Raw genomic sequence first — 22,536 nt, forward strand, 5'->3', positions numbered from 1 at the left:
TAAAGGTACAAGGTTTCTAGGTTAGATAGAAACAAAGTTTTAAAGAAACTTTATTTGTAAGAATAAACAGTATTTAATGATTCCTTCGCCGTGTTATCGTGAAAAGAAAAATACCAATAGACAGAAAAACAGCAATTCTGGCCAAATAGTTTCCTGCTTTTACATAGAAAGTTACTTTGTCATTTGTGATAAGTGTACCTTTTAATACTCCTTGTTTTTCATAACCAAGAGATGAGGTAATATTTCCGGTTTGATCTATAATGGCAGAAATTCCTGTATTGGCACTACGGGCGATACTTCTACGAGTTTCTATTGCTCTAAGCTTAGCAAATGATAGGTGCTGTTGGTGTCCTTGCGTATTTCCCCACCACGCATCGTTAGTAATAATTGCTAAAAAGTCTGCATTATTTCTAATGTAGCCCGTTACAAACTCGCCATAAATACTTTCATAGCAAATTAAAGGAGCAATCCCCACATCATCTTTACTAAAAAATACTTCTCTGTCTTCTTGAGTAGTTTTTTTGGCAACGGTACCACCAAGGTCTATCATGGCATCTCCAAGAATTGGTTTAAGAACACTTTGATACGGGAAATTTTCTACCCCTACAACCAACTTTGATTTATGGTATAATTCATTGTTGCCATCAGGGCTTACAAAAAAAGCAGAGTTGTAATCATCATAAAAAACATTTTCTTTATAAATGTTAGTTTGTTTACGTATCCTTTTGGGGTCGTTAAATACGTCTATAAGCGATATCCCAGATAAGAAATTTGCATTAGGGTATGATGTTAATATTTTTTGAGCAGTTTTCTTGGCGATCGAATTAGAAAAATTAGTTAATCTATTATTATCTGCAAACACTGTTTCTGGAGCAATAATAAAATCTGTTGAAGAGGTAGTGGCTTTTTGAGTCAATGATGTTAATAAGGTACCAATACGATCATCACTAGTATTGTATTTTTCTGTATAAGGGTTGATATTAGGTTGTAGAATGACAACTTCTATAGTTTTGCCTTTTTCTGTATAGGTCTTTAATAGAATAATAGAAATCAGGATAGGAATTAGGATTATTAATCCATTACGAAGTATCGATCGATATAGTATAGATTTATCTTTATGTTCGATAAATAGTAATATGCTTTTATATATTCCAATATTTACAACCCAAACCCAAAGAGTTCCTCCAAAAGTACCCGTATATTCATACCATTGTATCCAAGAAGTGAAGTTTGCAAATCCGTTACCTAAGTTTAACCAGGGCCATGATACTTGCCATTGCAAATGAAAATATTCGAAGGCCATCCAAAAGCAAATCAAAAATAGACTTGCAATAGAAAAAGTTGCTCTTTTTGCTACGATATGGTATATCAAAAAAACGATAGTCATTAATAGACTGTTAACAAGCACTGCAATCCACATGCCGATTGGAGTAGAATTATAAATCCACCAAGTGGTTATGATATTCCATACGAAAAATGAAGTGTATGCAAGTCCAAAAAGATTGGTTTTACTGTATCTATTATAGCGAATGCTATGTTCTGCTACTAATAAAGGTACAAATCCAAAAAATAAGAATAATGGGAAACCATATGTTGGCCAGCTTATGGCGAGTAACAATCCGGTCAGGATAGCAAACAGAATGTTTTTCATAAATAGTTGTATAATCGCTATATAATAATAACGAAATTAAACTTATTTGGTTACAAAAAATAAAATTGAATGCTTCTTTTTTGTTAAGCTTAGATACTGTTATTTTAAAACTATGTTAGTAGACTCGAATAGTTTATTATTTTTACAAAAAATCCAATTTATGTCTATCAAAAAGCATGTTCCTAATTTTATTACTTTGCTCAATCTTTTTTGTGGCTCTATTGCTGTTATTTTTGCAGTACAAGGACATTTACAACTTGCTGCTCTTTTTGTGTTACTGGGGATAGGTTTTGATTTTTTTGATGGTTTGGCAGCCCGTATATTAGATGTTAGGAGCGAATTAGGATTGCAGCTCGATTCATTGGCAGATATGGTAACTAGTGGGGTGGTGCCAGGAATTGTAATGTACCAATTGCTTACACAAGTTTTTGAGAAACCATTTTATGTGGTTTCTAGCTCCTGGAATTCTGAAGAGCCTTTGTCTGATTCTTGTATATCTTATTTGCCTTTATTAGGATTGTTAATTACACTAGCTTCTGCATATCGATTGGCTAAATTTAATATTGATACACGTCAAACTACATCATTTATAGGATTGCCAACCCCTGCAAATACTTTACTGATAATTAGCTTGCCGCTTATACTCATTTATCAGCAAGAAGCATGGATTCATGAAATTATTCTTAATAGATGGTTTTTGATAGGACTAACATTATTAAGTTGTTATTTATTGAATGCAGAAATTAGCTTATTTGCTTTAAAATTTAAAACCTGGAGTTTTTCAGAGAATAAAATACGCTACATATTTTTATTACTTACAATTGTTCTATTGATATTTTTAAAATTTGTTGCCATTCCTTGTGTTATTTTACTTTATATAGTATTATCATTAATATTTGGTGATGAGTATAAAAAAAAGCAGGACTAGCCTGCTTCTTGTTCTAAAAGTTTGCTCGCATTTTAAGACTGTCTAACCGCAAACAGAAGATCCTACTATACAGCATGGGTGTTGTAGATTTTGACTTAAACTACAATCGATATACCAATTACCAGCATTGATTTCTCGTTGTTGTTGCTTTTCTAAAATCTGAACTTCTTTTAAATTTAAAATGCTTTTTAACATGATTTAAAAATTTGATGTGAATACTAGTTTTAAGTTGTTAATGATTTAAATATAAGCTATATAGGATGAATTGAATATGAGTGTTTTTAGTTTGTGATTAAAATTGTGATATTATGAATTTTGATGTTTCTAAATTGGTTTTTGCTAATAGAAAAGAGAATAGAGTGTATGAAATTGCATATTTTATAATATGATATCCTTTGAAAGTGAGGTAGTAATACTAAAGAGAGGATATAAAACTTCCTTTTTGTTTAGACAACGATAAAAAAACAAGGAATTATTGTCCAAAAGGGTGTATTTTGGATAAAGAAACTAATTCACTGCGAACTTCTTTCAATTTGTTTGCATAAATAATTAGGCTCTCTATCCCTGTTACCAATCTAGATTGAACCTGAGAAAATCTATGGTTATCTTTTGGAGACCAGTCATGTTTTAAAAAATCTTCTACGTTAGAGATTATTGTATGTAATGGTGTCCATGTTAAATGACTGTTTTTAGCTGCATATCCTTTTAAAAGAGAAATAGGGTAGGTTCCTCCACCAGAAGCAGAAACTCCTACAATAAACCCTGGTTTATGACCAAGAGGCAATCCTTGAGCAGAACCATAGGCACATAGTAATAGTAAGTTTACAAGGGCAGGAGGGATCATGCCTCCCCATTCGGGAACTACAAATATGGTAGCATCACATGCATAAAGTCGATCAAGTACTTCTTTTTTGTCTTTATCCATTAATACATTGTCGTTTTCACGACCATATCCATAGTGATCTAATAAGAATGGATGCAATGATAAATCTAAAATAGAAGAAGATAAGTTTGAGATAGCTTTTAAAACGTTTTTTTGAATGTATTTAGAAACTTCTAAACTTTTAGAATCATCTCGTTGACTACAATTAATAACTAAGATATTTAGTTTTGTTTCGATCTTCATAAGGATTAAATAACACTATTAATCTAGTGTTTTTTCTATAAAAAGAAAATATAAAAAATGTCTAGAAGCTAAGTTTTTTCTTTCTCAACTCAAAGTTTTGACCTAAGTACACTTTACGTACCATTTCATCTTCTGCTAGCTCTTCTGGTATTCCTGCTTTAAGGATGCTACCTTCAAACATAAGGTAAGTTCTGTCTGTTATGGCTAGTGTTTCCTGTACGTTGTGATCTGTAATCAAAATCCCTATATTTTTGTTTTTTAACTGCGCTACAATACGTTGTATGTCCTCTACAGCAACCGGGTCAACTCCTGCAAAAGGCTCGTCCAGAAGTATGAAATTAGGATCTGTTGCCAGGGCTCGCGCAATTTCTGTACGACGTCGTTCCCCACCACTTAATAAGTCTCCTCTGTTTTTACGAATATGCCCCAGGCCAAACTCTTCTATAAGTGCTTCCATTTTATGAAGTTGTTCTTTTTTAGAAAGCTTGGTAAGTTGTAGCACACTCAAAATATTATCTTCGATACTAAGTTTTCTGAAAACAGAAGCTTCTTGTGCCAAATAACCGATACCATTTTGAGCTCTTTTATACATGGGATATTTTGTAATATCGGTATTGTCTAAGGTGATTTTTCCTCCATTTGGTTTAACCAACCCAACAATCATATAAAAAGATGTGGTTTTTCCTGCTCCATTTGGTCCTAAAAGCCCGACGATCTCTCCTTGATTAACTTCTAAAGAGATTCCTTTTACTACTTTTCTTCCTTTATAGGCTTTTATTAAATTTTCTGCTTGTAATTTCATATTAGAATGACTTCTTTGCCGTTGAGGTGTTGCTATTTTGGATCGGTAAATTTACATTATTCTTTTTAACCTTGATGCCAGGTTTAATTGGTTTTTGCTTCTAATGCATCCCAAAATTCATAAGCACGTCTCAAATGTGGTATTACAATAGTTCCTCCCACTAGTGTTGCAATACTTAAAGCTTCGACTACTTCATCCTTAGATAACCCTTCTTTATGGCAAGTTTCCAGATGGTAGCGAACACAATCATCACAACGTAAAACAGCAGAAGCTACCAAGCCCAATAATTCTTTGGTTTTGACATCCAAAGCTCCCTCGGTAAATGCATTGGTATCCAAATTAAAAATTCTTTTGATTACTTTGTTGTTATCCTCAAGAATACGAGAATTCATTTTTTCTCTATAGGCATTAAATTCTTCTACGATTGTGCTCATTTAGAAAGTTTTTGTAGTTTTTTATTTTCTTTTTTAATAACTGCTTTCGAAATAAAGATACTTACTTCATATAATACAAGAACGGGAATTGCAACAATAACCTGACTTGCTATATCAGGAGGTGTAATAATAGCAGAAAGGATTAATACGATAACCAAAGCAAATTTTCGATATTTTCTTAAAAACTCAGGGGTTACTAAACCTACTTTGGTAAGAAAAAACATAATCACCGGGAGTTCGAAAATAAGACCACATGCAATTACAGAGGCCCTTACCAAGGCAATATAACTGTCTATGTCGAATTCGTTAAGTACTTCTTTGCTTACCTGATATCCTCCTAGAAAATTAATGGACAAAGGGGTAATTACATAATACCCAAAAAGAACACCTAGAAAGAATAAAAAAGAACATACAAGGATAAAACCTTTAGAGTATTTTCTTTCTTTATCATACATGGCAGGAGCAATGAATTTCCAAAACTCATAGATAACGTAAGGAAAAGCAATAATAAAGCCTGCTGTTATAGAGGTCCATATATGAACAGAAAATTGCCCAGCAACTTTTCTGCTTTGTACACTAAAAGGGAGTTCTTTAAAACAAAGTCCTTCATCAAACCCTAATAATCTTGATATATGACATAACCCTTTATATGTTGGAAAATCAGGTTTTTTAGGACCAAAAATGATAATATCAAAAATAAATTCTTTTGCAATAAATGCGGAGGTAGCAGCGATAAGTACTGCAACGGTAGCTCGAATTAGATGCCAACGAAGTTCTTCTAAATGATCTAGAAAAGACATTGATTGCGGGTCCTTGTTTGTACCTATAGCCATTATATAATACCTTCTTTCATTAAATCATGAATATGCAAAAAACCTGCGTACTTTCCGTCTTCCTCAGCTAATAATTGAGAAATAGAATATTCTTCAAGTTTTTCAAGAGCATCGATTGCCATTGCATTATTATCAATACTTTTAGGGTTAGGTGACATAATATCTTTGGCAGTCAACCCATCAAAAGAAGCTGTGTTTGTTGTAAGCATTCTACGAAGATCTCCATCTGTAATTATACCCTGTATAACTCCATTTTCGGTCACTGCTGTAGCTCCAAGTCTTTTTTCGGTCATTTCTACAATAACCGTATTAATATTAGAATCTAGCGACACTTCTGGTTTTTCGTTTCTGGCTGTAATATCACTTACTCTTAGATATAATTTTTTTCCTAATGCACCTCCCGGATGGTATTTTGCAAAATCACGACTCGAAAACCCTTGTAAATGTAGCAAACAAACCGCAATAGCATCACCAATAACAAGCTGTGCCGTAGTACTGGTAGTAGGAGCTAAGTTGTTAGGACAAGCTTCTTTTTCTACATAGGCATGAAGTGTAAAGTCAGCTTCCTGACCAAGAAAAGAATCTTTGTTGGCAGTAATACCAATCAAAGTGTTTTTAAAATTTTTGATCAGAGGTACTAATACTTTAATTTCTGGTGTGTTACCACTTTTAGAGATGCAAATAACAATGTCATCTTCCAGGATAGTACCTAAGTCACCGTGAATGGCATCTGCAGCATGCATAAAAACAGCAGGAGTGCCTGTAGAGTTCATTGTAGCTACAATTTTGGTAGCTATAATCGCACTTTTGCCAATGCCGGTTATAATTACTCTACCTTTAGAGTTGTGTATGGTTTCAATAGCTTTAGAAAACTCATTGTCAATAAGTTCTTCCAGATATGCAATTGCACGAGCTTCTTCAGCAATTGTTTTTTTGGCATAGGCCATTATAGTTTCTTGGGTGTTCAAAATTTAATAATTTTGTGTGTTATTTAATTAAAGATTTTATTATCTTTAATATGCGCAAAGGTATGCAATACCTAATTAATTTTAAATAGTCATAAAAAAAAGCATTTAAAGTTCTGCTTTGCTTATCTTTGACATGTGAAATTAAAATGTAAAATGCACTAAATCTGTATTTGGGGAAATAGGTTTTGGTGTTATAGATTCTTTATTTAATTGGATATAAAAGTAAAAGGTTTAATGAGTTTGAATGAAACTGACTTGCAAAGTGCATTAAAAACCCACTTTGGATTTAGTCAATTTAGAGGATTACAGGAAAAGGTAATACAAAGTATTCTTAACAAGCAAAATACTTTTGTGATAATGCCTACAGGAGGAGGGAAATCCCTATGCTACCAACTTCCTGCTTTGATGTGTAAAGGTACCGCTATCGTAGTGTCACCTTTGATAGCCTTGATGAAAAATCAAGTAGATGCAATTCGTGGTATTTCATCTATAGATGGAATAGCTCATGTGCTTAATTCTTCCCTTAACAAATCTGAAGTTAAAAGAGTAAAGGAAGATATTATTGATGGAGTTACCAAACTGTTATATGTGGCTCCAGAATCATTAACCAAAGAAGAATATGTTGATTTTCTGAAATCTCAGGAAATATCTTTTTTAGCTATTGATGAAGCGCATTGTATAAGTGAGTGGGGGCATGACTTTAGACCCGAATACAGAAATCTACGTAATATCATACAGCGAATTGGATCAGAGATACCAATTATAGGACTTACTGCAACTGCAACTCCCAAGGTACAAGAAGATATTCTTAAAAATTTAGGCATGAGTAATGCCAATACATTTAAAGCATCTTTTAATCGACCTAATTTATTTTATGAAATACGCCCCAAGACAAAAAATGTAGATGCAGATATTACTCGTTTTGTAAAACAAAATGGAGGGAAAAGCGGTATTATATACTGTCTAAGTAGAAAGAGAGTAGAAGAGTTAGCGCAAACTTTAGAGGTAAATGGTGTAAAAGCAGTACCATATCATGCAGGTTTAGATGCTAAAACAAGAGCAAAACACCAAGACATGTTTTTGATGGAGGATGTAGATGTGGTGGTTGCTACAATTGCTTTTGGAATGGGTATAGATAAACCAGATGTGCGTTTTGTTATCCATCATGATATGCCCAAAAGTATAGAGAGTTACTACCAGGAAACAGGTCGTGCAGGTCGTGATGGAGGAGAAGGACATTGTTTGGCGTACTATGCCTATAAAGATATCGAGAAACTAGAAAAGTTTATGAGCGGTAAACCTGTTGCAGAGCAGGAAATTGGTCATGCACTTTTACAAGAAATAGTTGCTTTTGCAGAAACATCAATATCCAGAAGAAAATTTATACTTCATTATTTTGGAGAAGAGTTTGATGACAAAAATGGGGAAGGTGCAGATATGGATGATAATGTGCGTAACCCAAAAAAGAAAATAGAAGCAAAAGATGAGGTAAAATTACTTCTTAAGGTAGTTTCCAAAACAGGAGAGATTTATAAATCAAAAGATTTGGTGAATACGCTGGTAGGAAAAAGTAATGCGCTCATTATTTCTCATAAAACACATGAACAACCATTTTTTGGTACAGGTAAAGATAGAGAAGATAAGTACTGGATGGCGTTGGTTCGACAGGTATTAGTGTCTGGATACTTAAGAAAAGATATAGAGACCTATGGTGTAATTAGAATTACTAAGGCAGGAAAAGAGTTTATTGATAACCCTGTTAGTTTTATGATGACAGAAGATCATGTGTATGATGAGACAACAGATGATTCTATAATTACCGCTGCAAAATCTGGCAATAAAGGAGGAGGCGATGATAAATTAGCAAGTATGCTAAGAGATCTGCGCAAAAAAGTAGCAAAAAAGTTAGGTGTTCCTCCATTTGTGGTGTTTCAAGACCCATCGATCGATGATATGGCCTTGAAATATCCTATTTCTATGGAAGAACTCGGAAATGTTCATGGAGTAGGAGAAGGAAAAGCAAAAAAATACGGAAAAGAATTTGTCGCTCTCATAGGAAAGTATGTAGAAGAAAATGATATTATGAGGCCCGATGATTTTGTGGTTAAAAGCACAGGAGCCAATAGTGGACTTAAACTATACATCATACAAAATGTAGATCGTAAACTACCTCTTGATGATATAGCAGCGGCAAAAGGGATGGATATGACAGAGTTCATAAAAGAAATGGAGGCAATTGTATATAGTGGTACAAAACTTAATATAGATTATTGGGTAGATGAAGTTCTTGATGAAGATCAGCAAGAAGAGATCCATGAATACTTTCTAGAAGCAGAAAATGATAAGATTGATGTTGCAATAGAAGAGTTTGATGGTGATTATGATGATGAAGAGCTACGTCTATATCGTATTAAATTTATTAGTGAAGTAGCGAATTAGATAGAGTTTGGAAAAAACTTTATTTAGTAATAAAATAGTTCCGTTTCAAGTGTAAGTTTATAAGAAACTTAACTTGAAACGGTTTTTTTATTGCTATTTATTATTTATTTCTATTACTTTTTGATAAACTGATAGTAAGAAAAAAGCTAGATGTCGAAAGTGTAGATTCAGAAAGAGCATCACTTAAAGCTTCTCGTTTTGCTATGTTTTTATCGGTATATACTCGATATCCAACTTTAAAGCGGCCTGCACCAAAGCCCCCTCCATAAAAATAATCTAAAGTAGTACTCTCTATACTATTGAAAATAGATTCTGTGCCTAAGTCTTGATCTACAGAAAGGCCTCCTTCAAAAAAGACTTCAAAATTAGAACTTAGGTAGAGATGAAATCTGGGGGCAAAGGCCACATTTATACTTTTAAAATTAAGCTCTGGGCCTTCTGCATCAGGATTTGCAAAATTTGTGTGTTTTGTAGAAAAAGATCGATAAGTCGATTCTAAGAAGAAACTTAAATCTACTCCAAAAAACGGAATAAAAGTTTCTAAATAAATACCATACCTTGGTGCCAGAATATCATCATAAATTAATGTTTCGGAAGGGTTAAGTTCTGATGGGTGAGAAAAACTAACAAAATCTAACGTACCAATTATACCAATTTTACTTTGATTAAATCTGGTTTTGACCATGTATGCAATTTTTGCACCCTTACATTCATTATAGTCCTTAAAATATTTTTTTAAATCTTTTAAAGTATATTCAACTTCAGAAGGATCTTGATTCTTACATTTTAATGATTGTGCCAGTTGATCTCTAAATTGAGTGTTTTCTTTAGGAATTACTTTTTCTCCAACATCTTCTTCCAAATCTGGTACATAATAGGTTTTGTAAACTAATAATTCTGGATAAGCAAATTTTCTATCGGTATAAAAAAAGCGATGTACATCATTTTTAGAATACTGATATAGTGTAGCTTCACTTTTAAGGATTAATCGTAGAAACACTTTTTTAAGTCTTAATCTCGGGTCTTTATCTTTACTTGATTTTCCTACAGTGTCTCCTTGTAAATCAAAGGCCATAATGAACCTTTTAAAAATATAATCTTGCCCTACACCAAACTCTTTGATGTCTTCAATATTTTCTTTTTTAGGGCTCGAAGAAATTGTTTTTTTCCATTCAAATTCTGTCGGGTTGGTCTCCCAGGGCATTTTTTTAACAAGACATTCTGTTCGTTTACCGCTATTGTCAATAAAATAACCTGACTTATAGATACTTTGTGCGGTAGAGACAAATACAAATAATAGAAAAAAAGTTAATAAAGAGAGTCGTAATTTCATTGCATAAACAAGTTTTAATTCGTCGATTTAGAAATGTGTGTAAATAAGATAATGTGTTGTGAAAAATTTAGTAGTAGATTTCTGTTATGTTAACAAGAAAATCTTCAACCTTTCTATAACTTATTTATCACAACATTATTGCCTTTAGTAGGTAATTTTTTGAATTATAATTAATACAAATATCCCAGTATAGGATACATTTTGCAATATATTGGGTAGAAATTTTACTTTTAAAAAGGTATTGGTTTAAAAAGCTTGAGATAACTGTCTGTCAACAAGAGTCAATTAATTATCTTTGCAGCTTAAATGTTAAAAAACTTAATATATATATTACTATGGAAGAAGGACTATACGCAAAATTTAGCACTTCAAAAGGGGCTATTTTAGTAAATTTAGAGTATAAAAAAACACCAGGTACAGTAGGAAATTTTGTTGGCTTGGCAGAAGGGAATATAGAAAATGAAGCTATTCCTCAAGGGAAACCATATTATAATGGGTTAAAATTCCATAGAGTTATTGCAGATTTTATGGTACAAGGTGGGGATCCACAAGGTACTGGCGCTGGTGGCCCAGGGTATCAGTTTGACGACGAAATACATGCAGATTTAAAACATGATGGACCAGGAGTGTTATCAATGGCTAATGCGGGACCAGGAACAAACGGAAGTCAGTTCTTTATCACCCATGTAGAAACTTCATGGTTGGATGGTAAACATACTGTTTTTGGAAAAGTGGTAGAAGGACAGGATGTTGTGAATGCTATAGAGCAGGGAGATGAAATAGAAACTATAGAAATTCAGAGAATAGGCGCAGATGCTGAAGCTTTTAATGCGGTAGAAACTTTTAGGAATTTTAATGGAGCAAAAGCAGAAAGAGAAGCGGCAGCAAAGAAAAAAGCCGAAGAATTGTTAGAAGAGGTAGCGGCAGGGTTTGATAAAACTGAAAGCGGACTACGATATAAAGTATTTCAAAACGGTGATGGAGAAAAGGCAGAAAAAGGAAAAACAGTTTCTGTACACTATAAAGGAAGCCTTGTTGATGGTACTGTCTTTGATTCTTCTTATAAGCGTAATCAACCAATTGATTTTTCATTAGGAATTGGTCAGGTGATTTCTGGATGGGATGAAGGAATACAATTGTTAAAAGTTGGAGATAAAGCAAGATTCGTTATTCCTCCAAATCTTGGTTATGGTCAAAATGGAGCAGGGGGAGTTATTCCGCCAAATGCAACATTAGTTTTTGATGTAGAACTAGTAGGAGTAAAGTAAGTATATTAGCTATATAGAACAGCCTCAGAGATTTTTCTGAGGCTTTTTTTTGGAGTGAAAAGAACATGTTACATTAAAAAAGAAATGTTGATGGTAAAAATAATAGCAAAATAGTAGCCCTAACCTTAACTGCTTATGTAGTCTTTTAGATTTATTCTAAATTTGTTAAATATCTATAATACCTCTACTTGAAAGTATTTTTTGTTTATATTTTCATCAAAATACAACCCCCGGAAGATCAAGATGAGACGAAAAATAATTTTTTACTGGATTTTATGTAATGGGATTTATGCAGTTTTTGGACAAGAAGAAAGTGATGTTTTGGCCCAAATCTATGATCAAATAGAAATCATAGATAGTTATACAGAGTTGGAGACATTTTATCTTGATTCTGAAGAATTTCTTGATAAAATGGTCGATCATGGAGCAGAGCTTAATGGTTATTATGAACATGAACGGCTAAAAAAAATTACCAGAAAGATAGGTACTCAAGTTGCTGATATTGTAACTGTGTTTTATTTTTGGAATGATCAGTTAATTCATGTGAATTATAAACAACGACCCTATTTAGAAAAACTAAATGAAAACGGTCAAAGGATTATGGATTATTCCAAAATGTATACAAAATATGAGTCTAATCATTATTTTAAAAACCGAAAAGAATTAAAAAAGAAGGTGGTCGGAAAATCGCTGGATAGAATTACTCCTGAAAAGAATTTTGTTAAATATGCAGAAAAAATGAAAACATTATTAGACAATAAGTTTTATAATAAGGACATGTATGATGCATTGCAAGGTAAATGGAGGTTTATTGAAAGTGAAGGCGATTATATACTTTTTGAAGGAACCGTACGATTTAATTTTTACGACGGTCGATTTGCAAATCGCTTAAAAACAAGAATTGAAGACGGGGTTATGATTTGTTTTTTTCCTATGGATGATCGAATTTATCGATATAAGATTGATAGTATTACCGATCAGGAATTAATGTTAATAGATCTTTCTTCAAAAGAAGAGTTTAGATACACAAAAGTCGAATAATTATGGTTATGAATGCAAGATATCCTATAGGGCAATTTGAGTGCCCCAAAATTATTTCTGATACTCATATCAAGCAATGGGTAAAAGACATAGAAGAATTACCGGTAAAACTTAATGAATTAGTATCTGGATTTACTCCTTTGCAGTTAGAAACCCCTTATAGGGAAGAAGGGTGGACTGCTAGACAGGTGATTCATCATATACACGATAGCCATCATAATGGTTATATAAGATTTAAATGGGGTATGACAGAAGATAAACCCATTATTAAAGCGTATAATGAACAATTATGGGCAGAATTGTTTGATACAAAATCTGCGCCAATAGAGCTTTCCTTAGACCTAATAAAAGCATTGCATGCAAAATGGGTATATTTTTTAAAAGGATTATCTGCAGATGACCTTAAGCGAGAGTTTATTCATCCAGAAGGTAATGTTTCTATTTCGTTAGGAGAAGATATTGGTATCTATGCATGGCATGGGAATCATCATCTGGCACATTTACAACTTATTTCTAAGCTAACTATCGTATAGGTTTATCAATATATTTATTTCCAGATAAAGAAGGTTTACTTATTCCTTCCATTTGATGTTACACCCAATACTAGGTTTTTGATCTTCAGAAACTGTAGCATTTCTGAGGACAGCATCTAATGCCTGCCTAAGATAACGTCCATTAACAGGGATACCATTACCAGGTCGGGAATCGTCTAATTGCCCTCTGTATATCAATTTTAATTCTGCGTCAAATAGGTAAAAATCTGGAGTGCAAGCTGCATCGTATTTTTTTGCTATTTCTTGTGATTCATCAAATAAATAAGGGAAAGTGTAATTGTTTTTACGAGCAGTTTTCCACATTTCTTTAGGGGCATCTTGTGGGTATTTTTCAACATCATTACTGCTTATTGCAACAAAACCAAATCCCTGTACCCGGTAATCATTTGCAATGCGAACAATTTCTTCATTTACATGAATTACAAAAGGACAATGATTGCAAATAAACATGACCACCGTACCTTTTTCACCTTTTATATTTTGTAAACCAACGGGGTCATTAGTAACCGAGTCTATAAGAGTAAAATCGGGCGCGATTGTGCCAAGAGGTAACATATTTGAAGGAGTGCGTGCCATAATGTATGTAATATTTAAAAAGGTTTCAAATTACGATTTTATACTATATAAGTCTAATAAAAACTATTTAAGTTACATCTGTTTTTGAGTTATTTGAGTCTCATAGATTTAAAAGAATCTTTAGTATCTTATTCTGGGTGTTAAAAAGCCTATTAATCGTATTTTATCATCTTTAATCAATAGATTTATCAGATCATGTTAAATTAAAAGCAATACAACTTACACATCTTTTAAGCTTCTTTGGAAAGGAGACTTGAAACCCTTCTTTTGAAGAAAGGTTAGGATAAGTGTTTCATTTGAAAAAGTAGGACTAAATTGTAGCATACAAAAAAGACGAAAATGAAGTTAGCAACATGGAAAAACTCAGGAACATACTATTCGTATAAAAACTATCAAATATTCTATAAAGAATCGGGAGTGGGGGATTCTTTGCTATTAGTGCATGGTTTTCCTACTTCATCATGGGATTGGAATAAGATGTGGGATTCGTTATGCAAAAAATATAAGGTGTATACTATAGATATGTTAGGTTATGGCTTTTCTTCCAAACCAGTAAACCATTCCTATTCGATATTTTCTCAAGTAGATTTGTGGGAAGCTTTTTTGAAAGAGAAAGGAATAAGTTCTTTTCATATCATGGCACACGATTATGGTGATACTGTGGTACAGGAAATGTTAGCACGTTATAAAGAAATTTCTGATTACCCATTTGATATTAAGTCGGTATGCTTTTTGAATGGAGGGATGTTTCCAGAAACCAATTTTCCAACAATAACTCAAAAGCTTCTGCTAACGCCTTTAGGTGGTTTTTTAAAGTTTTTTATGGGAAGAAATACTCTGGCAAAAAACTTTAGAAAAATTTTCGGAAAAAATACCCAGGCCACCGAACAAGAAATAGATGAATTTTGGGAAACTATAGCATATAATTCAGGCAAAGATGTAATACCTAAAAGAAAGAAATAGATATAAAATTAGGTGGAGAGAAGCTATTCAATATACAGATATTCCTAAAATATTGATAAACGGGGGTGCCGATCCAATTTCGGGTAAACATATGGCAGTGTTTTACAAAGAGATTGTTCCTAATGCCAAGGTTGTAATTCTGGATGATATTGGTCATTACCCGCAAACAGAAGCGCCTAATGAAGTACTACTGTATTACTATAAATTTCGTGAAGAAGTGTATTAAGTACGAAGACGGAAGTCAGAGGTCTGAAGTCCGAAGCTCGAAGACGAAAGTTATCCGCTAAATAATATTGATAAACTACCATTTATATTCAAATTTTTTAGCCAACGTTGCATGTATGAGGCGTGATGCTCCTTTAGAGCATTATGACTTCATACATTTGTGTTATGCCATGTTTTATTTTTTAGAGTCCTTAAGGTTGTTTTTAATGTTTGTTAATTCTTTCCTAAGTTCCTTAATATCTTTATTTTGTTGCTCTATAGTTTCGTTTTGTTGAATTAAATACAATGTTAACTCTTCTATTTTTTTAAGCATGGCTGTATTTAGTTCAGCTAATTTTAATCCGTTTTCTTTTACGTCTATTTCCGATGGGATCTCCGGAAGGTGGCCATTTTTATCTATATAAGTTTTAATTGTTTTTAATGAAGGTAGATTGTAATCACTTTTAAAAACATAATCGGGCCATTTCCAGTTTTCGTCTAGTGTTACACCTATTTCTCTGGCTCCAATTATGCCTTCTACTGCAAGCTTAAAATCTCCGGGTTCTGAAGTTCCGATTCCTACCTTTCCTTCTTTTGTTATTCTTAAATGTTCTTGGTTTGTACCATTCAACGTTGTAAAAAAAGCAAGTGAAGAGTTAGCTGTGGATGTATCTCCCGTTAGATAATTTCCTTCTCTTATTGATGAGATTTTACCTCCGTTAAAGTTATTTACATTATGACTAAAAATTAAAGATGAAGTCGCATTTGGATCCCATGTTGCTCTATTTTGTACTGTTATTGCGACGTCTCCTCCAATTATGTTTTCAAAAATATGCAACTTTGATTGAGGGGTATTAGTCCCAAGTCCTATTTTTCCTTCTTTTGTTATTCTTAGATGTTCCTGGTTTACACCATTTAATGCTGTGAAAAAGGCAAGTGAGGAGTTGGCAGTGCTTGCATCTCCAGTTAGATAGTTTCCTTCTCTAATTGATGAAATTTTACCCCCATTGAAATTATTCACATTGTGATTAAAAAGTAAAGATGAAGTTGCGTTTGGATCCCAGGTCGCTCTGTTTTGAATTGTAATTGCAACATCACCACCAATTTCATTTTCATAAACATGGAGTTTTGAATTTGGTGCTTCAGTTCCAATTCCGACTTGATTATTTTCGGAAAAAATTACAGATTCATTGTCATAATTATGCTGCCCTTGTAAAGTAGCAACGAATAACAACATTAATAGTAGATATAAGTTTTTAGTACTCATTTTTATTTGTTTATTAATATTTTTTTAGTTCTAGTTATTTTGTCAGTAGAAATATTTATAAAGTAAATACCACTTAAGAAAGTTGTAAGATCAACATCTATTTGATTTACTGTATGTTTTTTGTAAAAAATTAATTTGCCGTGAATGTCAAAAACTTTTATTTTGGTCCCATTAGAAGTATCACTGGCAGGAACCTCAATTATAAATTTTCCATTGTTAGGGTTAGGATAAAGTACAAATCCTGTTTTTTGATCTAATATTAAATCTTCTTTTAGATTTTCAGATTTGAAATTTGATCTATTCACTACAATAGTTCTATCATCACATTTATTTAATCCGGGGTCAATTGAAGCGTGAAACTTTGCACCCCGTTGTACACTAAAACCGGCAGAAAATTTGATTCTTTTTCCAGAAATATATGAGGCATTACTATTATTAGCAACGATGGATTTATTGGTGGGTTGTTCTAAAGATGTACTGTCTCCAATATTGAGTAATTTTCTTGCTTTAAAATCAGTAAAACCAATATAAATTTGATCTGGGATTGTAAAGTTGCAAGGTATAATTTTATCGGAGTAAATAGTTTGCTTTTGTGAAGGAACACCATTATCATTTTGTTGCCACATGGTGTAACTCCAATTTTTGTTAAGATTTTCATAGTCATTATTTTCTTCTAAAGTTGGAATCCAATTTAAACTTCTCGAAGTTTGATTTAACATAGTTATTTCTAGTTCAGAATTTGGATCATATAAATCTTTATGTGCTAAATAACGTACAGTACCTGTACTAGTCCAACCAGAATTATTTGTTCCATAAAAACTTATATATAATTGTCCATAAGTATCAATTCTAATTTTTGGTTCATGCAAGTATTTATTTTCAATTTCTATTTCTTCATTTTCCCATGATGTTCCATTGTAGTAATTGTAATATATGCGTTCGCTTCTAGATTTTCCTCCTGCGACAATAGTGAAATGAGGATTATTGTTGCTATCAAAAGCAATATTAGCTTTACCTTGAGCGGTTTGGTTGTTATATTCCCATGCTAGGCCAAGATTATCAAATGAATCCCCTCCATTATTGGATTTGAAATAATGGTAATCTAGATACCAAGATGGTTCATCCGGGTTCTTATCATTATGATTACTATCAGGAGCTAATATGTGAATATTGCCAACATTATCAATATTCATCATTACATCATATCTTACAAAATTATTTGGATTAAAGTCTCCGAGTGGATCAACTGGACTTAAAGGGTATTCCCAATTTCCATTCTTTTTCTTTCGTATATAACCGATGTCCTTTGCATCTCTGTCATCTTCGCCGTCCCCATTATTATTTTCTCCATTATTGTCTGTAAATTGAGCATCAAGACTTCCAGAAATATGAATAGTTCCTGAGTTATCAACTTTTATTATGGGGTACGTCCACTTATCCTTAGTTCTAAAATCTTGCGACTTTAAGGAAGGTATTGTTTCTTCAGGAAGAAAGGTGAGTGATGAATCATATAAAGAATTCTTTGATTTTCGATAGCGAAGATCTCCGTGATGCGGTCCAAAAACAACATGCAAATAACCTTCGTTATCTAAAGTTATGCTAGATGTACCATGAGGATTCTGAGCTAAGCCTAAATCTTGTGTTATTTCTGCGACATGTAAATATCTTTTATCACTCGTCAAATTATTGTATTCTAGTATTTTGACATTAAATCGATCATTACTTCCTGTGATTTCTTCTAAATAAGTAAAATATGAAAAACTCTTGAAGTCTCTTACTACAGTTAAAATTTTATTTTGCATAGCATACGCTGTACCTCTTGTCGATCCAATGCTTGTCACCTCAATTTCTTGAGAACTTATAGATTGGCAAATATTCAATGATATTACTAGGACAAAAGTCCTCATTAAAAGTTTACTGTTCATATTTGGGTTTAATTCTTTTGTAACAAATCTAATTTTATTGGAATTATCTTATACCAAGTTGATATGGCATAACGTCTCTTGTATGATGCGTTTGCCTGCCGAAGGCGGCATATGCAATATACAAATTGTTGTGATTAGTTTTTTAACTCAGTTATTTTGATGTTTCCTAAATCACTTATGATTTCATCAAGCTCTTTTTCGGTTAAACACCAGCGCTCATAAGTCAGTTTGTCTTGACCGTAACCCTCAATCCAAATGGTTTTTGAGTGTTGCATAGTTACTTTATAAACTGTATCAACTATTTCTATTTTATTGGTCTCAACTTTTGTTTTAGTATTATATTTTGATTTTTCAAATTCAAACTTCTCAACTTTGATTTTTTCTTTCTTTTTCTTTGCAGTTTTAAATATTTCTAAAAATTCAAAGAATTCTTTAAAAGCGTTTTCGTCATCATTTGGATTTCTGTTTGATATTTGCCAGTGCCATCCACCACTTTGTCCAAAATGTTCTGGTAAATGACCAAGAATCCAGATATTAAAGTCAGAAAAATTATTGAACTGTTCAGTTTCGAGTTGGTCTATGTCGCACCCCATTCCAAAACCTGTTATAAAAGAGTCTAAAGAGTGGAAAGTGTGATCATTTCCCAAATAAAATACATAGCCTTTCTTTTTTCAAGATGCGCTAATATTTCGTATAAATTTGTTTTTCGATGATTCATTTTATAAGTCAATTGAGAATTGTTTGTATTTGATTACAAATTCCTTAGCTTCTTTTAAATCTTTTGGATAAAAAGCATATTGGTATACACCTTGCTCAACTATATTATAGACTCTTTGAAAGTAAAAACCGTGATCTCTAAGAAACTCTATTTTTTTCCATTCTGAATCGTTAGATTTTTTAGGAACCCTAAATTTATGATCATAACGAATTGTTCTATCTCCACATTCAGGACAATCTTTATAATTTTCTTTTCCATCCCAGTTTCTTTCAAATTGTTTACGACAAGAAAAGCACACAAAAGGAGCTGTCAAATTATCCATTTTAGAACCAATATTTATTTAATTCAGTTAATGTGTTTTTATCGAGTTTAAAAGGTGAGGAATCTGGTAGAACACTATCAATTCTGCATTTAGGACACATAGCTGTCTTTCCATTATCAGTTGTTTCTGAGATTTCAGATATGTCAAAAATCGACTTACAGTAATAACATCCAGCCTTATCAGATTTCTCTAATTCGGACATATTATAAATCGAATATTTAGATGCTTTTTTTATATCCATTTCCTTAATTAACCACAACGCTAAATATATGAATTGGGGCAAGGCAAACATACCTGAACCAATTGATTTATCCGTGCATTTTTATTTCTTATTAAACTTATAAAAATCTAGCGCCATCGCAAAAAAGAAATGACCTTTCGATATAGCACTAAACCTTACTCTGATTTCATATATAATGTTACAGCACGTGTTGTTTTACCGTTTTTGGCACTCATTTTTTCACTTAAACCTCCGCAAAACAATTCATTTTTCGTCTGAGTTGATTTCGATTCCGTCAAAATTTTTTTGATCATATTTGGCGTAATATTCAGTTACTTGTCCGACCTGATTTTTATATATTAATTAGAAAAATATACTAACTAAGGTCTTGTTCCCTCCATTTTACAATTTTGACCAGTTCTTTAATTTTTCTTTCAATAAAGTCATCGAATGATCCATAATCTGAATTGATAATATCTCCACTCGAGTCAATATCTAGAACTTTACATTTATTTTTTAGATCAAAAGCATATGAATATTCACTCATGTTGGTTGCAAAAATATATAAATGTTTTAAATGTTTTCGATCATTACCATAAATTTGAAAACTCTTGATTGGTGCATCTTCAATGTAGAATGAAGCATCCAATTCTCCATAACCAATCTTTTCTAAAAAATAATAATAATTTGACAAATATTCATTCTGAAGAATATCTTTTGAAATTCCGGACTTTGAAAGTATAGACTTTGAAATAGTATCACCAAAATCTCCATCATATAAAGATGAAGAAACGATAATTTTTATATTTTTTTGTATTTCTTGTAAATTCATGTCTATGTGCTGTAACGTCTCGTATAAGAAACGTAGGGCAGGTGATGAGCAATACGTTTCGGATTGGTACTAAGCCAAATATAATATTTTGCTTTTATCTTTTTTGTTGAAAATGCCAAATTTTATATTTGGCGACTTTGTAAATAAACACAGAACTTTCGGTTTAGCACAAACGCCCTATGTTTTTTATACATTGTTATGTGCTGGCATTATTCCATTCGTGTTCAATCAACCATTTTTTTCGTTCAATTCCACCACCATATCCAGTCATTTTTCCGTCTTTTCCAATAACTCTATGACAAGGTATAATTATAGAAATTCTATTATAACCATTTGCAGATGCAACTGCTCTAATTGCTTTTGGATTGTTGATTTTTTCTGCTTGTTTTTGATAGGTTGTAGTTGTTCCGTATTCTATTTGTTGTAAACAATTCCAAACTAAATTTTGAAAATCAGTTCCTGGTGTTTCAAGTTTTACATCAAATTTTTTTCTTGTACCCTCAAAGTATTCTTTAATCTCTTTCTTGGTTTGTTTGATGTGTTTGTTTTCGCCCGAAATAATATTAGCATTCAGTAGTTTTTGCAAATCTTTAAATTCTGTTTCGAGCATTCTTCTGTCAACAAATTCTAATAAACATATTCCGTTATTCGTTGCGCAGACAAACATAGGTCCTAAAGGTGTTGTTAGTCTGTTTATAAGGATTATGTTTTTATCTTTAATTTGCTTTGGTGATTTACCTATAAGTTTTTTAAAAGTATAGCCAAAACCACTTAATGATTCGTAACTCGTGTCAAAAGCAGTATTTGTAGCATTCTTTCCTTTTTTCAATTCTTGAAAAGCATTATTTATTCTATACATTCTTTGATATGCTTGAAAAGTCATACCATAATTATTTTTGAACCATCTACGCACAACCTCTGGACTAATTCCTTTCTGTCTTAATTCGAAGTCGGTTATTTTGTCTTTAGGGTTTTCTTTTACCAATATAATTGCTTTCTCAACTTGTTCAGGTGCTTGATTTGCATTTTCTGTTGGCTTACAGATTTTACAAGGCCTATATCCGTTATCCAAAGCCTCTTTAAATGAAGTATAAAATTCTACATTTTTTAGTTTTGGTTTTCTTGCTCTACAAGTAGCAATACAAAAAACAGAAGTGGTTTTCACTCCAACAAAGAAAATCCCAACAAAGCTCTGTTTTCTTTCTAACAGAGCTTGATAATAAGTTTCGATTTTGTCATTGTCTTTAATCAGCATTTTAAAATATTGACTTAAATGAATTTTGGTTTAAAACAGTTTGTGTAGTTTCTTCAAATTTATCATACATTTTGTCGAAAAGGAAATTACCCATACTTATTCGTTTTATACCTAATTTTGTTAGTGTTTCAAAATCTGGAAGGTTAGGCATACACATTACATTAATTGGTAAATTTGTTGAGTTTACAATTGTTTTAATATCATTCTCTTTCTCAATGCAAGGAACGAAAATTCCATTTGCTCCAGCATTTTGATAAAGTTGAATTCTTTTTTTTGTTTCTTCAATTACGTTTTCTTGAAGCAAGATAAATGTATCTGTTCTTACGTTTATAAAAATATCAATATTTTCCTTTTCTAAATTTTCCTTTATTTCTGTAAGTGTCTTTGCGAAGTCATTAGCATTTAATAAAATTCGTTTTTCGTTAACAATACTGTCTTCGATATTGATTCCAACAACTCCTAATTCTGCTAATCTTTTAATGTGATTAACGATTTCTTTTGGTTTGCGACTATATCCCGATTCCAAATCAACTGATAAAGGTAGATTTGTATTTAGGACAATCCGCTTTACGAAATATTCTAATTCAGAAAATTCCATTTCTTCACCATCATTATACCCTAAAATCGATGCAATTGCAGAACTCGAAGTTCCAATTGCTTGAAAGTTTAATTTTTCGGCTGTTTTAGTACTTGGTACGTCCCAAACATTTCCGATTAATAATGGTTTATTATGATTGTGTAAGTTTTTAAATTCCATCTTTTTATGATTTTATGCAAAGTAATGATGATGAAATTTAGTCAGCAACCGAAAATTGGACGAGTATTTTTTTTCCGCTTGCACATAACGCCAAATATATGAATCGGAGCAAGGCAAAAA

23 protein-coding genes are annotated in these 22,536 nt (G+C 32.3%); 7 read left to right on the plus strand and 16 right to left on the minus strand.

Features of this window, described 5'->3' with window-relative positions:
* Positions 1–73 precede the first annotated feature (73 nt).
* On the minus strand, positions 74–1,651 hold the full coding sequence (lnt, locus tag ABW636_RS13100; protein WP_367590478.1) for an apolipoprotein N-acyltransferase: 1,578 nt from the start codon (positions 1,649–1,651) through the stop codon (positions 74–76).
* 160 nt (positions 1,652–1,811) lie between these two features.
* On the opposite strand from lnt, the gene ABW636_RS13105 reads away from it, so the two are divergent.
* Entirely contained in the window at positions 1,812–2,579 is a 768-nt protein-coding gene (locus ABW636_RS13105; RefSeq protein ID WP_367590480.1) for a CDP-alcohol phosphatidyltransferase family protein, read from the plus strand.
* A gap of 42 nt (positions 2,580–2,621) precedes the next feature.
* Here the strand turns inward: ABW636_RS13105 and ABW636_RS13110 are convergent, their stop codons facing one another.
* From ABW636_RS13110 to ABW636_RS13135, 6 genes are all read right to left on the minus strand, one after another.
* The gene (locus ABW636_RS13110) at positions 2,622–2,774 is read right to left on the minus strand and encodes a hypothetical protein (protein ID WP_367590481.1); all 153 of its coding nucleotides are present in this window, start codon (positions 2,772–2,774) and stop codon (positions 2,622–2,624) included.
* 277 nt (positions 2,775–3,051) lie between these two features.
* Entirely contained in the window at positions 3,052–3,705 is a 654-nt protein-coding gene (locus tag ABW636_RS13115; RefSeq protein ID WP_367590482.1) for an NAD(P)H-dependent oxidoreductase, read from the minus strand.
* Positions 3,706–3,766: 61 nt separating this feature from the next.
* On the minus strand, positions 3,767–4,507 hold the full coding sequence (lptB, locus tag ABW636_RS13120; protein WP_367590483.1) for an LPS export ABC transporter ATP-binding protein: 741 nt from the start codon (positions 4,505–4,507) through the stop codon (positions 3,767–3,769).
* Between the two features lie 83 nt (positions 4,508–4,590).
* On the minus strand, positions 4,591–4,941 hold the full coding sequence (locus ABW636_RS13125; RefSeq protein WP_367590484.1) for a carboxymuconolactone decarboxylase family protein: 351 nt from the start codon (positions 4,939–4,941) through the stop codon (positions 4,591–4,593).
* Entirely contained in the window at positions 4,938–5,774 is an 837-nt protein-coding gene (tatC, locus tag ABW636_RS13130) for a twin-arginine translocase subunit TatC (RefSeq protein WP_367590485.1), read from the minus strand. Before tatC ends, ABW636_RS13125 begins: the two co-directional genes overlap by 4 nt.
* Positions 5,774–6,721, minus strand: a complete 948-nt coding sequence (locus tag ABW636_RS13135; RefSeq protein WP_445012689.1) for a KpsF/GutQ family sugar-phosphate isomerase — start codon at positions 6,719–6,721, stop codon at positions 5,774–5,776. Before ABW636_RS13135 ends, tatC begins: the two co-directional genes overlap by 1 nt.
* A 255-nt stretch (positions 6,722–6,976) precedes the next feature.
* On the opposite strand from ABW636_RS13135, the gene ABW636_RS13140 reads away from it, so the two are divergent.
* The gene (locus ABW636_RS13140) at positions 6,977–9,181 is read left to right on the plus strand and encodes a RecQ family ATP-dependent DNA helicase (RefSeq protein ID WP_367590487.1); all 2,205 of its coding nucleotides are present in this window, start codon (positions 6,977–6,979) and stop codon (positions 9,179–9,181) included.
* A 100-nt stretch (positions 9,182–9,281) separates the two neighbouring features.
* On the opposite strand, the gene ABW636_RS13145 is transcribed toward ABW636_RS13140, so the two are convergent.
* Positions 9,282–10,514 (minus strand): hypothetical protein, encoded by a 1,233-nt coding sequence (locus ABW636_RS13145; RefSeq protein WP_367590488.1) that lies wholly within the window; start codon positions 10,512–10,514, stop codon positions 9,282–9,284.
* 335 nt (positions 10,515–10,849) lie between these two features.
* Between ABW636_RS13145 and ABW636_RS13150 the strand changes: the two genes are divergently transcribed.
* From ABW636_RS13150 to ABW636_RS13160, 3 genes are all read left to right on the plus strand, one after another.
* The gene (locus ABW636_RS13150; protein ID WP_367590489.1) at positions 10,850–11,782 is read left to right on the plus strand and encodes a peptidylprolyl isomerase; all 933 of its coding nucleotides are present in this window, start codon (positions 10,850–10,852) and stop codon (positions 11,780–11,782) included.
* Positions 11,783–12,025: 243 nt separating this feature from the next.
* Positions 12,026–12,823, plus strand: coding sequence for a hypothetical protein (locus tag ABW636_RS13155; protein ID WP_367590490.1), 798 nt, complete (start codon positions 12,026–12,028; stop codon positions 12,821–12,823).
* An 8-nt stretch (positions 12,824–12,831) separates the two neighbouring features.
* Positions 12,832–13,356, plus strand: coding sequence for a YfiT family bacillithiol transferase (locus ABW636_RS13160; protein WP_367590492.1), 525 nt, complete (start codon positions 12,832–12,834; stop codon positions 13,354–13,356).
* A gap of 39 nt (positions 13,357–13,395) precedes the next feature.
* On the opposite strand, the gene ABW636_RS13165 is transcribed toward ABW636_RS13160, so the two are convergent.
* Positions 13,396–13,953 carry a thioredoxin family protein gene (locus tag ABW636_RS13165; protein ID WP_367590494.1) on the minus strand — a complete coding sequence of 186 codons (558 nt, stop codon included), beginning with the start codon at positions 13,951–13,953 and terminating at the stop codon, positions 13,396–13,398.
* A 339-nt stretch (positions 13,954–14,292) separates the two neighbouring features.
* Here ABW636_RS13165 and ABW636_RS13170 point away from each other — a divergent pair, with 339 nt between their 5' ends.
* Positions 14,293–14,916 (plus strand): alpha/beta fold hydrolase, encoded by a 624-nt coding sequence (locus ABW636_RS13170; RefSeq protein ID WP_367590495.1) that lies wholly within the window; start codon positions 14,293–14,295, stop codon positions 14,914–14,916.
* A 52-nt stretch (positions 14,917–14,968) separates the two neighbouring features.
* Complete coding sequence (locus tag ABW636_RS13175) at positions 14,969–15,142, plus strand: alpha/beta fold hydrolase (protein WP_367590496.1); 174 nt, start codon at positions 14,969–14,971, stop codon at positions 15,140–15,142.
* A 174-nt stretch (positions 15,143–15,316) separates the two neighbouring features.
* On the opposite strand, the gene ABW636_RS13180 is transcribed toward ABW636_RS13175, so the two are convergent.
* The 7 genes from ABW636_RS13180 to ABW636_RS13210 all read right to left on the minus strand — a co-directional run bounded on the left by ABW636_RS13180 (position 15,317) and on the right by ABW636_RS13210 (position 22,416).
* Positions 15,317–16,387, minus strand: a complete 1,071-nt coding sequence (locus tag ABW636_RS13180) for a hypothetical protein (RefSeq protein WP_367590497.1) — start codon at positions 16,385–16,387, stop codon at positions 15,317–15,319.
* Between the two features lie 2 nt (positions 16,388–16,389).
* Positions 16,390–18,267 carry a T9SS type A sorting domain-containing protein gene (locus ABW636_RS13185; protein WP_367590498.1) on the minus strand — a complete coding sequence of 626 codons (1,878 nt, stop codon included), beginning with the start codon at positions 18,265–18,267 and terminating at the stop codon, positions 16,390–16,392.
* Positions 18,268–18,446: 179 nt separating this feature from the next.
* The gene (locus tag ABW636_RS13190; protein ID WP_367590499.1) at positions 18,447–18,959 is read right to left on the minus strand and encodes a hypothetical protein; all 513 of its coding nucleotides are present in this window, start codon (positions 18,957–18,959) and stop codon (positions 18,447–18,449) included.
* 72 nt (positions 18,960–19,031) lie between these two features.
* Positions 19,032–19,352, minus strand: coding sequence for a hypothetical protein (locus ABW636_RS13195; protein WP_367590500.1), 321 nt, complete (start codon positions 19,350–19,352; stop codon positions 19,032–19,034).
* Between the two features lie 596 nt (positions 19,353–19,948).
* Positions 19,949–20,404 carry a hypothetical protein gene (locus ABW636_RS13200; RefSeq protein ID WP_367590501.1) on the minus strand — a complete coding sequence of 152 codons (456 nt, stop codon included), beginning with the start codon at positions 20,402–20,404 and terminating at the stop codon, positions 19,949–19,951.
* Between the two features lie 196 nt (positions 20,405–20,600).
* A complete protein-coding gene (locus ABW636_RS13205; protein WP_367590502.1) occupies positions 20,601–21,659 on the minus strand; it encodes a bifunctional transcriptional activator/DNA repair enzyme AdaA in 1,059 nt (352 codons plus the stop codon).
* Between the two features lies 1 nt (position 21,660).
* Positions 21,661–22,416 (minus strand): isocitrate lyase/PEP mutase family protein, encoded by a 756-nt coding sequence (locus ABW636_RS13210; RefSeq protein ID WP_367590503.1) that lies wholly within the window; start codon positions 22,414–22,416, stop codon positions 21,661–21,663.
* Between the last annotated feature and the right edge of the window lie 120 nt (positions 22,417–22,536).

This window comes from Aquimarina discodermiae (assembly GCF_040786235.1).
Lineage (GTDB): Bacteria > Bacteroidota > Bacteroidia > Flavobacteriales > Flavobacteriaceae > Aquimarina.